Below are 14294 nucleotides of genomic sequence, written 5' to 3' on the forward strand. Positions count from 1 at the left end.
GCAGTTTTTGGGCGTTTGTCTGAAAGCGCGCTGAAAGTGCCCGTTTTCTACAGTCCCCTCATCGCAGCACATCCCGCTGCGAGGCTTCCACCCCATCGAGGAGACACCTTCATGAGCATCGCTTCCAAGTTCATCGCCGCCGCCGTCTCGGCCGTCGCCCTGACCGCCACCGCCAACCCGCTGGACAAGACCGAGTGCATCGCCCCCGCCAAGCCCGGCGGTGGTTTCGACCTCACCTGCAAGCTGGTGCAGAGCGCGCTGCAGGAGGGCAAGTTCATCGCCGACCCGATGCGCGTGACGTACATGCCCGGTGGCATCGGCGCCGTGGCCTACAACACCGTGATCGCGCAGAAGCCCGACGCGGCCAACGCCATCGTCGCGTTCTCCGGCGGCTCACTGCTCAACCTCGCGCAGGGCAAGTTCGGCCGCTACACCGAGAACGACGTGCGCTGGCTCGCCGCCATCGGCACCGACTACGGGGCCGTGGTGGTGGCCGAGAACTCGCCCTTCAAATCGCTCAAGGACGTGATGGCCGCGATGAAGGCCGACCCGACCAAGGTGGTGCTGGGCGCCGGCGGCACCGTGGGCAGCCAGGACTGGATGAAGGCGGCGCTCACCGCACGCTCCGGCGGCGTGAACCCCAAGACCATGCGCTACGTGGCCTTCGAAGGCGGCGGCGAGGCGCTGACCGCGCTGCAGGGCGGCCACATCCACGTCTTCACCGGCGACGCGGCCGAGGCCCAGCAGCAGATCAAGGCCGGTGCCAAGGTGCGCATCCTGGCGGTGATGAACGACAAGCGCCTCACCGGCGACATGGCGAACATCCCCACCGCCACGGAACAGGGGTACGACGTGGACTGGCCCATCGTGCGTGGCTTCTACCTCGGCCCCAAGGTGAACGACGCCGACTACAAGGTCTGGGCCGACACCTTCAGCAAGCTGATGGCCACCCCCGCCTACGACAAGCTGCGCAGCGAGCGCGGCCTGTTCCCGATGGCGATGACCGGCGCGCCGCTGGACGCCTACGTCAAGAAGCAGGTGGCCGGCTACCGCAAGCTGGCCGAAGAGTTCGGCCTGAACGTCGTGCCCGCCAAGTAAACCCCCGCAGGGCCGCAACGGTCCTGCTTCGCGGCGCCACCCCACGCGGTGGCCCGCCCTTTTCTCCCTTTTCACCGGAGTCCCCCCATGAGTGACCGCGTCCTCGGCGCGGTGTGTGTAGTCGCGTCCGCCGCCATGGCCTGGGCCGCGCAAGACTACGCCGCCGCCATCTCCTACGAACCCGTCGGCCCGCGCGCGTTTCCGCTGCTGCTGGCCGTCGGCCTGGGCCTGTCTGGCCTGTGGCTGGTGCTGCGCCCCACAGGCGGGGCCGAGTCCTTTCGCGGCGTGCCCTGGAAGGCCACTGCGCTGTGCGCGGCCGCCGTGCTGGCCTACGCGCTGCTGTTCCAGTGGCTGGGCTTTGCGCTGGCCACGGCGCTGATGGCACTGCCGGTGGGCATGGCGTTCGGCGGCAGCTGGAAACAGTCGCTCACCGGTGGCGCCGCGCTGGGCCTGGTGCTGTTCCTGCTGTTCGACAAGGTGCTGGACGTGGTGCTGCCCACCGGGCCGCTGTCTGCCGCTCTCGGAGGGAGCTGACATGGACACCCTGCAACACCTGATCCTGGGCTTTGGCGTGGCGCTGACCCCGACCAACCTGCTGATTGCCGCGATGGGCTGCTTCATCGGCACCATCGTCGGCCTGCTGCCCGGACTGGGGCCGATCAACGGCGTGGCCATCCTGATGCCGCTGGCCTTCGCCATGAAGCTGCCGCCCGAGACCTCGCTGATCCTGCTGGCAGCCGTGTACATCGGCTGCGAGTACGGCGGGCGCATCTCATCGATCCTGCTCAATGTGCCGGGCGACGCGGGCGCCATCATGACCGCGCTGGACGGCTACCCCATGGCGCGCCAGGGCCTGGGTGGGGTGGCGCTGTCGATCTCCGCCTGGAGCTCGTTCGTGGGTTCGCTGGTCGCCACCATCGGCATCGTGGTGATGGCGCCGCTGCTCGCCAGCTGGGCGCTGTCCTTCGGGCCAGCCGAGTACTTCGCGCTCATGTGTTTCGCCTTCGCTTGCATCGCCGGCCTCATGGGCGACGCGCCGGTCAAGGCCGGGCTGGCCGCGATCATCGGCCTGTCGATGTCGTGCGTCGGGCTCGACTCCAACTCGGGCGTCTACCGTTTCACCGGTGGCGACATTCACCTCTCCGACGGCATCCAGTTCGTGGTCGTCGTCATCGGCGTGTTTTCCATCAGCGAGCTGTTGCTGATGCTGCAAGAGCACCACAGCAGCGCCGGCCTGGTGACGAAGACCGGACGCATGCTCTTCAACTGGAAGGAGCTCAAGGCCACCTGGTGGGGCACGCTGCGCTCCAGCGTGGTGGGCTTCGGCGTGGGCGTGCTGCCCGGTGCGGGCGCCACCATCGCCAGCGCCATGACGTATTCGATGGAGAAGAGCCTGACCGACACCGAAGGCACGTTCGGCAAAGGCGACATCCGGGGTGTGGCCGCGCCCGAAGCGGCCAACAACTCGGCCGCCACCGGCTCCTTCGTGCCCATGCTCACGCTGGGCGTGCCCGGCTCGGGCACCACGGCGGTGATGGTGGGCGCGCTCTCGCTCTACAACATCACACCCGGCCCGGCGCTGTTCACCCAGCAGCCCGATCTGGTGTGGGGCCTGATCGCCTCGCTGTTCCTGGCCAACGTCATCCTGCTGGTGATGAACATCCCGCTGGTGGGCGTGTTCACCAAGGTGCTGAGCGTGCCCAACTGGCTGCTGGTGCCCGGCATCGTGGCGGTCAGCAGCGTGGGCGTGTACGCGGTGCACGCCACCACGTTCGACCTGGTGCTGATGACGGCCCTCGGCTTCGCGGCCTACCTGCTGCGCAAGCAGGGCATCCCGATGGCGCCGCTGATCCTGGGCTTTGTGCTCGGCGACATGATGGAACAGAACCTGCGCCGCGCGCTGTCGATCAGCAATGGCGACGCGGGCATCCTGGTCGGGAGCCCGATTTCGGTCGGCCTGTGGGTGGCCGCGGCGCTGATGCTGGTGGTGCCGCTGGGGATGCGGATGCTGTCCAGGCGCCACCATGCGGAGGCAGCGGCGACCTGATCCTCAACGCCGCTCCGGGGAACGGTTCACGCGCAACCAGGGGACCAGGTGTCATTCAACACCCAAGCCCCTCTTCATCAGCCGGGCGGTGGTGGAAGGAGATTCGTGCATGAGCCAGTGCCCCGCACCGCCCACCACCCGTTGCCTGCGCGGGGCGCCATCCGGTGCCACACCATCGGTCATGTCGTGGGGCACGGCGGTGACATCGTGCTCGGCCCAGAGCGTCAGGACCTCCCCGGGGTAGCGGCCCAGCGCCGGAGCCAGCGCCGCCGAGCGGGAGAACGGCTTGCTGCGGAAGCGGGTGTTCAGGCAACCGTGCCACTGGATCTCCCTCGCCAGCGCATCCACGGCGGCCTCGCTGTGCAGCATTTGCGCGAGCAGGTTGTGCCGCATGCGATTCGCCCATTGAACTGGATCATGGTCAGGGTCCAGATGTCGCCAGGGCATGGGTGAGACGGTCTGCCGGCGCGGCCCACCATGCCCCGCAGGACCGATCAGCACCAGTCGCTGCACATGCTCACGCTGTGCGGCCAGCTGGGCGCTGACGAGACCTCCGAAAGAAAACCCGCCCAGAAGGATGGGCGCGTGGGCCCCCAGCAGCGCATCCAGGCTTTGCCGCAACTGGGCGACAAGCTCGGTGAGCCCCCCGGTGGGCGCGAGCGTGGTCTCACCGTAGCCGGGCATGTCGGGCATCCACAGGCTGAAGCTGGAAGAGAGCTCGGGGATCACCCGGGCCCAGTGCAGCCAGCTGCCGTGGCCGCCATGCAGCAGCACCAGGGGTGGGCCACTCCCCACCCGGCGCCAGACCATGTGGTGTCCGAGGATCGGCTGGGCGATGCGCTCACACACCGACTCCAGTGCGGCGATCTGCGCGCAGGCGGTCGCCCTGCACGGACCACATCCCTCCATGCTCAATCCGCCTTGATGGACTGGACCTGGATCACCTTCTTCCACTTGGCGATGTCGGCGCGGTAGAGAGCGTCGGCGGTGGCCGGCGCGTCCAGCGTCAGCGTCAGGCCTTCGGCGCGGATGCGTTTGCGAAACTCTTCGCTGTCGGCCGCGCGCTGGATCGACTGGTACAGCTGCTGCACCAGCGGTGCGGGTGTGCCGCCAGCCACGAAGATGCCGTACCAGACCGGCGCGGCGTAGCCGCTCAGCCCAGCCTCGGCAAAGGTGGGCACGTCGGGCAGCAGGGCCGAACGGTTTGCGCTGGTGACGGCCAGCGCGCGCAGCTTGCCGTTGGCCAGGTAAGGCGCGACGCTGGGCAAGGTGCCGAAGGCCACGTCGATCTGCCCGCCCATGAGGTCGGTCATGGCCGGAGTGGCGCCCCGGTAGGGCACGTGGATCACGAACACCTTGGCGGTGGTCTTGAGCAACTCGGCGGCCAGGTGGGTGGAGGTGCCATTGCCGGCCGAACCGTAGGTGAAGCGACCGGGCTTGGCACGCGCCTGCGCCAGAAAGTCCGAGGCCGACCGGATCGGGCTGTCGGGCCGCACCACCGCCACGTTGGGCGCATGGCCGAGCACGGTGACGGCCGCCAGCCCGGTCTCGGCCGGGTAAGGCAACCTGGGGTTCAGGCCCGGCACGATGGCCACCGCGCTGGTGTTGAGCAGCAGCGTGAGGCCATCGGGCGCGCTCTTGGACACGAAGTCGTTGCCCACCACGGTGCCGGCACCGGCCTTGTTGTCCACGATGACCGATTGCCCCCACATCTTCGACAGGCTGTCGGCGAGGGCACGCGCCATGGTGTCGGTGCCGCCACCGGCGGGAAACGGCACCACCAGGCGCACCGGCTTGGCAGGGAAGGCACCGGCGGTCTGGGCCAGGGCGGGCACCGACGCACAGGCCAGGCCCGCGGCCAGGATCAGTTCGCGGCGCCGAATGAATGCGGGCTGTGAAGGTGGGTTCATGGGAGTCGTTGAGTTCAAGACAGAGAGCGCAAGACGCTCAGGAAATCACGCCCAGGACACGCAGGGCTTCGATGTCGGCAGACGGGTAGCCCAAAGCGGACAGCAGGTCGTGGTTCTGCGCGCCCACGGCTTGCGGCGGCGATGTGACCTGCACCGGGCTGCGCGAGAGCTGGAAGCCGGACACCGGAACGGTCAGGCCCGCCAGCGCACCGGCGTCGCCCGCGAACCGGTGCAGCACCTTGCGCCCGCGCACGTGTTCGTCCGCCAGCATGGCTTCCATGCGCTGCACCCGCGACACCGGCACGCGGTGTTCCCGCAGCAGCGGCTCCCAATGGTCAACCGATTCGGTGGCAAAGATCTCGGTCAGGGTTTTGGCCTCCTCGGCGTAACCCTTGATCCGGTCCCGGTTGTTGTGCTTGACCAGATCGGAGCGCCCCAGCGCTTCCCAAAGCCGCCGCTGCTGCCGCAGATTGGAGGCCGACACCATCAGCGGCGCGTCGCTCGCCTGGTAACAGCCGATGGTGGCGAAGGGGTAGCGGTTGCCCTTCTGCTCCGGGTGCGCCCCGTTCCAGAGGTAACCGGTCAGGTGCGAACTGGCGAGGATCATCGCCACGTCACACATCGCCACCTCGACGAACTGGCCCAGGCCATCGTCCTGACTGCGCTGCAGCAGCGCCGCGAGGATGGCCATGGCGGCGGTGGTGCCGGTGGCGTAGTCCACCACCGGTGCACCGCATTTCACGGGCGCCGTGCCCGGCTCGCCGGTCATGGCCATCATCCCGGAGTAGGCCTGCACCACGCCGTCGTAGGCGGTCAGCTCGCGCTTGGGGCCGGTGCTGCCGAAGGCCGAGATGGAGCAGTAGACCAGCCGCGGGTTGATGGCCGACAGGTCCGCATAACCCAGGCCCAGCGCATCGAAGGCACCGGAGCGGTAGTTCTCGATCAGCACATCGGCGGTCAACACCAGTTGCCGCAGCACCTGGCGCCCAGCCTCGGTCTTGAGGTTGAGCGCCAGGGCCTTTTTGTTCGACGCCTGCGACAGAAACGCCGTGCCCATGCCGGCGTCGTTGAGCGCGGCGTCCGAGCCCTGGTAGCGGGCCTGGTCGGGCTCGTCGGGTGACTCGATCTTGATGACCTCGGCGCCCATCACCGCCAGCTGGTAGCCCGCGAACGGGCCGGCCAGCACATGGGTCAGGTCCAGAACGCGGATATTTTGAAGAACAGGTTTCATTTCAGCTTTCCACGGCACCGGAGCGCCAGCCGCACCGCATGAAACAGCGCCACCCAGGGGCACCGAGGAACCGGCTTCGCCGGGCCTCTGGTGCCGTCCTCCTCCCGCCGAAGGCGAGAGAGGGGGAAGACGCGAAGCGGCGCAGGGGGTGGTTTCACTTATTCAGCACATCGGCCTTGACGATCTTGGACCAGCGAACGATTTCGGCACGCACGAAGGCGTCGAACTCGGCCGGCGTGCCGGTCTGCACGACCATGCCCTCGCTCACCACCTTGGACTTGAAGATCTCGCTGCTGGCGGCCTTGCGCGTGGCGGCGTTGAGCTTGTCGATCACCGCCGCGGGCGTGCCGGCCGGCGCGTAGAAGCCGTACCAGCCTTCGGTGGCGTAACCGGGCACACCGGCCTCGGACACGGTCGGCACGCTGGGATACGCCGTGGAGCGCTCGGCCGAGGTGACGGCCAGTGCGCGCAGCTTGCCGCTGTCGATGAAGCTGCCCACCGAGCCGGAGGTGGCAAAGATCATGTCGGTCTGACCGCCCAGCAGGTCGGTGAGCGCCGGGCCCGACCCCTTGTAGGCCACGTGCTTGATCTGGACCTTGGCCATGTCGGCGAACAGCGCACCGGCCAGGTGGGACGAGGTGCCGTTGCCGGGCGACGCGTAGGTCAGCTTGTCCGGATCGGCCTTCGCGGCGGCGATGACATCCTTGAGCGACTTGAACGGGCTGTCAGCACGCACCACCAGCACGTTGGGTGAGCGCACGATCATGGACACCGGCGCGAAGTCCTTCTCGGTCGAGTAGGGCATCTTCGGCATCAGGCTGGGGTTGACCGCGTGCGCGATCGACGAGACCACCAGCGTGTAGCCATCGGGCGCACTCTTGGCCACCAGGTCGGTGCCGATGAGGGTGCTGGCGCCCGGCTTGTTGTCCACCACGACGGGTTGCCCCAGTTCCTTGGCCATCTCCACCGCCAGCGTGCGGGCGATCAGGTCCGTGCCACCGGCGGGAGCGAACGGCACCACCAGCTTGATGGGCTTGTCGGGGAAAGCGTGGGCGCTGGACAGGCCCACGATCAATGCGACGGTGATGCCTGTCGCGGCCTTGGCAAAGGCCTTGAGGCCCTGGGTGAAAGATGGTTGCATGGAGGTCTCCGGTGTTTGTGGAAGGCGAGGTGTTTCAGGCTCCCTTGGGTCCGTCGAACACGAACCGTGGAGGCTGTGAGAACTCTAGGGCGCAAGCCACACCAGCACATCACGTCAATTCCATTCAGTGGAAATTGAAGCGAAAACCACATAAGGTTTTCCATGGCCGGGACAGGAGAATCTTCTCCTCAACCCCCGGGGGGAGCGGGCTCTTATTCCCGACCGAAAGCCGGGTCCACCCGGGCGTCCAGAAACTGCCGCAGCGCTCGGTTGAACTGCGAGGGCTGTTCAATGCAGGTCATGTGGGCGGCGTCCGACACCACCGCCAGCACCGAGTCGGGCAGCGCCCGGTGGATGGTCAGCGCCGACGCCAGGGGCGTCCCGATGTCGTGCTCGCCCACGATCACCAACACCGGGCAGGCAATCTCGTGCAGGCGGGACGTGGTGTTCACGCCCGAGATGGCCGCGCAGCAGCCGGCCCACCCGTCGACCGACGTGCCGCCAATCGCCTGTGCCACCGCCGCCACCTGCTCGGGCTGCTGCTCGCGGTAGGCCTGCGTGAACCAGCGACCGATGGCCGGCTGCACCAGCGGTGCCATGCCCTGTTCCCGCGCCACCCGGATGCGCTCGTCCCAAACGGACTGCGGCGTGGCATGGTGTTCGCTGGTGGTGTCGGCCAGCACCAGGGCCTGCGTGAGCGAGGGGTGCTTGAGCGCGAACGTCTGCCCGATCATGCCGCCCATGGAGAACCCCACCCAGACAGCGCTCTGAATGCCGACGTGCTTCATCAGCGCGGCGGCGTCGTCGGCCAGCTGGTCCAGCGTGTAGGGCCCTGCGGTCGCTTCGCTGCGACCGTGTCCGCGCGTGTCGTAGCGCAGCACACGGTAGCGCCCCGTGAGCGCAGGCATCTGCAGGTCCCACATGGCAATGTCGCAGCCCAGCGAGTGGGACATCACCAGCCAGGGACCGCTGTCTCCGTCAATGGCGTACTCGACCTCGATGCCGTTGAGGGTGGTTCGCATGGCCGCGGGCTCCTCAGTTCGGCTGGATGTTCGCCGCTTTGGCGATGCGCGCGTACTTGGCGATCTCGGACTCGATCAGCGCCCGGAACTGTGCTGGCGAGGCCGTGGACTGCGTCACGCCCATGGCCATCAGCTGCTTCTGCACATCGGGCACGCGCAGGACCGCCGTCATGTCCTTGTGCAGCTGATCCACCACCGGTGCGGGCGTCTTGGCCGACACCAGCAGGCCGTACCAGAACTTCCATTCGTAGCCCGCGATGCCCGCCTCTGCGACGGTGGGCACGTCGGGCAGGTCGGGAAGGCGCTTGTCGCCGGTCACGGCGAGTGCGCGAACCCGGCCCTCGTTCACCAGCTTGATCGCCGAGACATAGGGCGCCACGTGAAAGTGCACCCGACCCGCAATGGTTTCGGTCATGGCCTCACCGACCCCCTTGAACGGAATGTTCAACACGTCGATGCCCGCCTGCATGCAGAACAAGGCCGCCGCGAAGTGCGAGCTGCTGCCCACGCCCGCCGACGAGTAGTTCAACGCGCCGGGCTGGGCCTTCGCCTGTGCAACGAGATCGGCGAGGTCTTTGGCCTTCAGGTCCTTGGGCGCCACGATCAGCGCGGGACCGTCGCCAATCAGGGTGACCGGCGTGAAATCACGCAGCGTGTCGTAGGGCATCTTCTTGAAGATGGCGGGCGCCGTGGCGTGCGCGGGTGACACGCTCAGGATGGTCGTGCCGTCCGCCGGCGCGTTCAACACCGCCTGGGCCGCCAGCGTGCCGCCGGCCCCCAGCTTGTTCTCGACAAGGGCCGGAATGCCCCAGCGTTCCGAAATGCGGGCCGCCATGGCACGGGCCGCCGCATCCGGCACACCGCCCGCACCAAAACCGACGACGAACTTGTAGAGCGGCAGTGCAGGCTTTGAGGGTTCGGCCGCCTGAGCCCAGGCGCCCAGGCTGGTGGGGAGTGTGCTGGCGGCCGCGGCCTGAAGCAGCCAGCGGCGGGTGTGGGTGGTGGTCATGGTGTGGTCTCCTGGCTGGTGAAATCCGCCTCTCGGTGCGCGCAAGCGCTCGCTCAAGGCGCGATGAGGCGCTCCGTTTCCGGATCGAAGAGGCAGACGGCAGAAACATCCACCGCCACATGCAGACGCTCCCCCGCCGCACGCACCCGCTTGGGGGACAGGCGAATCGCCACGCGGCTGCCGTTGATCTCGGTGAAGCCGAAGGTGTCCGCTCCGGTGGGTTCGATCATGTCGAACACGACCTCCAGCGAAGCGGTGTGACCAGGCTGCACATCGTGGAGGTGTTCAGGCCGCAGCCCGAGCACCACCTGGCGCCCGTTCCAGCTGGGGTCCCGGACGGCGCCCAGCACGACCTTCGCGTGACCCTGTGCGTTGCGCAGGTCGGCCACCCAGCGGCCGTCTTCGATCTGCAGCGTCACAGGCAGAAAGTTCATCGTGGGCGAGCCCATGAACCCGGCCACATACAGGTTGGCGGGCCGGTCGTAGATGTCTTCCGGTGTACCCAGCTGCTGCACCCGACCGTCCTTCATCACCGCGATGCGGTCGCCGAGCGTCATGGCCTCGATCTGATCGTGGGTCACGTAAACCACCGTGCTCTTCAGGCGCTGGTGCAGGGACTTGATCTCGGCCCGCATCTCCACGCGCAACTTGGCGTCCAGGTTGGACAGCGGTTCGTCAAACAGAAAGACCTTGGGGTCGCGCGCCAGCGCACGGCCCATCGCCACCCGCTGCCGCTGCCCGCCAGACAACTGCGCCGGCCGGCGGTCCAGCAGCTGATCGATCTGCAAGGTCTTGGCCACACGCGCCACCACGGCGTCGCGCTCGGGCTTGGGCACCTTGCGCATCTCCATCGCAAAAGCGATGTTCTCGCCCACGGTCATGCTGGGGTACAGCGCGTAGCTCTGAAACACCATCGCGATGTCCCGGTCCTTCGGGCTGACGTCGTTCACGACCCGGTCACCGATGGAGATGTCTCCCTCGCTGACCGTGTCCAGCCCGGCGATCATCGACAGCAGCGTGCTCTTGCCGCAGCCCGACGGGCCGACGAGGATGAGGAACTCGCCGTCGGCGACCTCGATATCGATACCGTGCAGCACGGTGGTGCTGCCGAAGTGTTTGCGCACGTTGCGAATGCTGACACTGGCCATGGTCTATGACTCCTCGTTTTTGAAAGTTCAGCCTTTGACGGCGCCAGCGGTCAGCCCGCGCACGAAGTACTTGCCGGCCAGGATGTAGAGCACCAGGGTGGGCGCGCCGGCGATCACGGCAGCGGCCATGTAGGTGTTGTAGCGGGGCACGTCTTCCTGCACGTTGGTCAGGTTGTTCAGGCCCACCGTGACCAGCTGCTGATCGCTGGGCGCCAGCACCAGCGCGAAGATGAAGTCGTTCCAGATGGCGGTGAACTGCATGATCCCGACCACCACCAGGATGGGTTTCGCGGTAGGCAGGACCACCCGCCAGAAGATCACCCACAGGCCCGCCCCGTCGATGCGCGCAGCTTTGATCAGCTCGCCCGGAAAGCCCACGAAGTAGTTGCGGAAATAGAGCGCCACCGGCACGCTGTAGAGCGTGTGCACGAGCACCAGACCGACCAGCGAGTGCGACAGGTTCAGCTGCGAAAACACCACCGACAGCGGAAACACGAACAGCGCCGCCGGCATGAAGATGCCGAACATCAGGAGGAACAGCACCTGGTCCACCCCGCGAAAGCGCCACTTAGCCAGCACGTAGCCGTTGAAGCAACCCCAGAGCGTGGAGATGACCGTGGCGGGCACCACCACCAGCAGCGAGTCGATGAAATAGCGGGAGAGCCCGCCACACGTCGATGCGCCCGTGCAAGCGGTGCTCCAGGCCTCAACCCAGGGCTCCAGCGTCCACTGCGATGGCAGGCCGAGCACGTTGCCGGCCTGAAGGTCGGCCAGCGGTTTGAAGGCATTGACCAGCGCAAACCACGCCGGCAGTGCAAAGAACAGCACGGACAGCAGCAGGCTGCCGTACACGAGCCAGCGGCCCAGGCCACGGCGTTCACCGGGCAAACGTTCACGCATGCGAATCTCCCAGAGGAAAGAGGTCGAGGTCCATGGGGTTCAGTCGTGGCGGTGCTTCTTCAGCTCGCCCAGGATGTAAGGCACGGCAACCATCGCGCAGGTCATCAAAAGCACCATGGCGGATGCGGCACCCAGGCCCATCTGGTCGCGGCGGAAGAAGCGGTCGAACACGTAGAAGGCCGGCAGCACGCTGCTTTGCCCGGGTCCACCCTGGGTGAGCACCACGACCAGGTCGAAGGTGCGCAGCGCGGCGGGCAAGAGGATCAGCGCGGCGCTGAAGATGGTGGGCCTCAGCGTCGGCAGAAGCACGCGCAGGTAGATGCGCGGTTTGCTGGCGCCATCGATCATGGCGGCCTTGATCACCGAGTCGTCGATGCTGCGAAGCCCCGCGATGAACATCGACATCACGAAACCCGTGCTGGCCCAGACCGCCACGATGACGAGTGCGTAGATGGACATCCTGGGCTGCACGATCCAGTCGAACACGGCCCCCTCAAAGCCCGCGCCGATCAGCCACTTCTCGATGCCAGTGTCGGGGGTCAGCAGCCAGCGCCAGATGGTGCCGGCCACGATCCAGCTCAAGGCCAACGGATACAGAACAGCGGTTCGGATGCCGTTTTCAAAGCGCACCTTCTGATCCAGCAGCATGGCCAGCAGGCAGCCCAGGATCAGCGGCAGACCCACCACCAACGGCAGGTACCTGGCCAGGTTCCACAGGGAGCGCCACCAGCTGTCATCGGCAAACAGGCGGATGTACTGCTCCCAGCCCACCCAGTTCCAGGTGACCACGCCCTCGGAGTCTGTGAACGACACCGCGCCCACCCAGATCGTGAGTCCGTAGAAGAACACCAGGCTCACCACGAGGGCGGGCGACACGGCCAGTTGGGGCAGCCACTTGTCCAGAAGGAGTCGTGAAGAGGCGCTCATGTTGCGACGGTGTTGGGTTGATCGATCGCGCTCAACGATTGGCCTTGGCCGCGTTGGCGAAGCTCACAGCCGCCTGCTGCGGTGTGATGCTGTCGTCGTTCCAGAAAGACAGCACCACGTCGCGCCACGCGCCGATGCGTGCGGGCGACTGGAACAGGTTGGGCGTGGCGACCGCCGTGCCGTCCTTGCCACCGGCCACGAGGTCGGCGTGGCTCTGTTTGGCGCAGTCGTCGAACTTCGAGACGTCGGCATCGGTCCGCACCGGCACGGAGCCTTTGGCCAGACTGAAGGCCACCTGGGCGTCCTTGTCCATGAAGACCTGCGCCAGATCGGCCTGGGCCTTGGCGTTCTGTGCGACCTTGAAGAACAGGAAGGCGTCGGACGTGAACACATGTCCCCGGCCACTGCCGGGCACCGTGGCGCAGAGGTAGTCAGCGCCCTGGCGCTTGCCGGCCACGGTGAACTCGCCCTTGGCCCAGTCACCCATCACCTGCGCAAAGGCGCGGCCCTGAATCACCATCTGGGTGGCTTCGTTCCACTTTCGGGTCGAGGCACTGCGGTCCACATAGCCACGCAGACGGCGCATCACCTCAAAGGCCTTGACCATGCCTGGCCCCTTGAGCTGCGCATCGTCCCCCTCATAGAAGGCCTTGCGGTACTCATCGGGCTTGTGGGTCGTGAAGGCCACCTGCATGAAGGTGAAGTTGACCCAGATGTCTTCCCCCATCGCCAGTGGCTGTATGCCCGCCGCCTTGGCCTTGTCGGCCATGGCAAAAAACTCATCCCAGGTCTTGGGCGCGGCCGTGGCGCCGATCTTCTTCATCGCCTCGGTGCTGATCCACATCACGTTCTGGCGGTGAACGTTGACGGGCACCGCCACGTAGCTCTTGGTCCCCAGCCGCGCATAGCGGCGCACCGGCTCGGGCAGCACCTCGTCCCACTTGCCTAACGCGGCCACGGCATCGAGGTTGGCCACGATGTCGGGGTTGGCCGCATAGCTGCGCACGGCCCCATTGATTTGCGCCGCGGTCGGTGGATCGCCCTTGGCCACGCGCGTCTTGAGCAGAATGCGCTGGCTGTCACCCCCGCCCACCGCCAGGTCGTCCCACTCCAGACCGCGCCGGGCAGCCGCTTCCTTGAACTTCGCGACCGCCGCCGTTTCGCTGGCGCTGGTCCACCAGTGGATGACCTCCACCTTTTCTGCGGCCCACAGGGGTGTGGTGGCCAACACGGTCAGCGCGCACGCGGCCCAACGGGTGGCGCGCGGTGTCGGCTGGATCTGGAACGGGAATGTCATGTCAATGTCTCCTTGGAATGGTGAGGCTCAGGTTCAGAAAATGCAGGGCTTGCACAGCGGGAAGTGACCCGCGGTGCGGGGGTCAGACGAGGTCGATCTCGAGAAACACGACCGGGACCGACCCCTGGTTCTGCAAGGCGTGCGGCTTCATGAAAGTCGCGTAGGACTCACCGGCGCGGACCGTCACGGGCTGGTCTTCGCCTTCGAGGTATTCGGTCATCACGCCTTGCAGCACAAAGGCCACGGCGGGGCGGCTGGCATGCGAATGCATGGGCAGAAAGCCGCCGGGCTGAATGGTGACCTCGCGCATGCGCAGGCGGCGCCCTTCTCGCATGTTGAATCCGGCCGGCAATTCGACAGCGGTCAGTACCTTGCCGTTGATGCCCACACGCTCGGTCGGCAACGGGTGCGTGGACACGCCACACTCCGTCAAACCGGCGGAACCGGTCGCCGTTTTCTGTGCTTGATGGGTTGCATTCATGGTTGGCACCTGACCCAGTTTGGGCGAGGTTTTCTGCGTTGTTGCACTGAGAAAAAAGTCTATTTGGGACGCTTCCAGCGGTC

General features: G+C 66.7%; 14 protein-coding genes. 3 read left to right on the plus strand and 11 right to left on the minus strand.

Annotation, left to right across the window (positions count from 1 at the left end; translation table 11 throughout):
* The first annotated feature begins 111 nt into the window (after nt 1-111).
* From IM738_RS11635 to IM738_RS11645, 3 genes are all read left to right on the plus strand, one after another.
* Nucleotides 112-1098 (plus strand): Bug family tripartite tricarboxylate transporter substrate binding protein, encoded by a 987-nt coding sequence (locus IM738_RS11635; protein WP_236966015.1) that lies wholly within the window; start codon nt 112-114, stop codon nt 1096-1098.
* An 87-nt stretch (nt 1099-1185) separates the two neighbouring features.
* On the plus strand, nt 1186-1632 hold the full coding sequence (locus tag IM738_RS11640; RefSeq protein ID WP_236966016.1) for a tripartite tricarboxylate transporter TctB family protein: 447 nt from the start codon (nt 1186-1188) through the stop codon (nt 1630-1632).
* Between the two features lies 1 nt (nt 1633).
* Complete coding sequence (locus IM738_RS11645) at nt 1634-3145, plus strand: tripartite tricarboxylate transporter permease (protein ID WP_236966017.1); 1512 nt, start codon at nt 1634-1636, stop codon at nt 3143-3145.
* A 51-nt stretch (nt 3146-3196) separates the two neighbouring features.
* Here the strand turns inward: IM738_RS11645 and IM738_RS11650 are convergent, their stop codons facing one another.
* The 11 genes from IM738_RS11650 to IM738_RS11700 all read right to left on the minus strand — a co-directional run bounded on the left by IM738_RS11650 (nt 3197) and on the right by IM738_RS11700 (nt 14148).
* Nucleotides 3197-4054 carry an alpha/beta fold hydrolase gene (locus IM738_RS11650; RefSeq protein WP_236966303.1) on the minus strand — a complete coding sequence of 286 codons (858 nt, stop codon included), beginning with the start codon at nt 4052-4054 and terminating at the stop codon, nt 3197-3199.
* A gap of 2 nt (nt 4055-4056) precedes the next feature.
* Nucleotides 4057-5055 (minus strand): tripartite tricarboxylate transporter substrate binding protein, encoded by a 999-nt coding sequence (locus IM738_RS11655; protein ID WP_236966018.1) that lies wholly within the window; start codon nt 5053-5055, stop codon nt 4057-4059.
* 37 nt (nt 5056-5092) lie between these two features.
* Entirely contained in the window at nt 5093-6286 is a 1194-nt protein-coding gene (locus tag IM738_RS11660; RefSeq protein WP_236966019.1) for a CaiB/BaiF CoA transferase family protein, read from the minus strand.
* A 154-nt stretch (nt 6287-6440) separates the two neighbouring features.
* A complete protein-coding gene (locus IM738_RS11665; protein WP_236966020.1) occupies nt 6441-7427 on the minus strand; it encodes a tripartite tricarboxylate transporter substrate binding protein in 987 nt (328 codons plus the stop codon).
* Nucleotides 7428-7639: 212 nt separating this feature from the next.
* Nucleotides 7640-8449 (minus strand): 3-oxoadipate enol-lactonase, encoded by an 810-nt coding sequence (pcaD, locus tag IM738_RS11670; RefSeq protein WP_236966021.1) that lies wholly within the window; start codon nt 8447-8449, stop codon nt 7640-7642.
* A 13-nt stretch (nt 8450-8462) separates the two neighbouring features.
* A complete protein-coding gene (locus IM738_RS11675; protein WP_236966022.1) occupies nt 8463-9458 on the minus strand; it encodes a Bug family tripartite tricarboxylate transporter substrate binding protein in 996 nt (331 codons plus the stop codon).
* 53 nt (nt 9459-9511) lie between these two features.
* Complete coding sequence (locus tag IM738_RS11680) at nt 9512-10606, minus strand: ABC transporter ATP-binding protein (protein ID WP_236966023.1); 1095 nt, start codon at nt 10604-10606, stop codon at nt 9512-9514.
* A 27-nt stretch (nt 10607-10633) separates the two neighbouring features.
* Nucleotides 10634-11506, minus strand: a complete 873-nt coding sequence (locus IM738_RS11685) for a carbohydrate ABC transporter permease (protein WP_236966024.1) — start codon at nt 11504-11506, stop codon at nt 10634-10636.
* Between the two features lie 39 nt (nt 11507-11545).
* A complete protein-coding gene (locus tag IM738_RS11690; RefSeq protein ID WP_236966025.1) occupies nt 11546-12433 on the minus strand; it encodes a carbohydrate ABC transporter permease in 888 nt (295 codons plus the stop codon).
* A 31-nt stretch (nt 12434-12464) separates the two neighbouring features.
* Complete coding sequence (locus tag IM738_RS11695) at nt 12465-13730, minus strand: ABC transporter substrate-binding protein (protein WP_236966026.1); 1266 nt, start codon at nt 13728-13730, stop codon at nt 12465-12467.
* Nucleotides 13731-13812: 82 nt separating this feature from the next.
* Complete coding sequence (locus IM738_RS11700) at nt 13813-14148, minus strand: cupin domain-containing protein (protein WP_236966027.1); 336 nt, start codon at nt 14146-14148, stop codon at nt 13813-13815.
* Nucleotides 14149-14294 lie beyond the last annotated feature (146 nt).

The sequence above is a fragment of the Hydrogenophaga sp. SL48 genome (genome assembly GCF_021729865.1).
Classification (GTDB): domain Bacteria; phylum Pseudomonadota; class Gammaproteobacteria; order Burkholderiales; family Burkholderiaceae_C; genus Hydrogenophaga.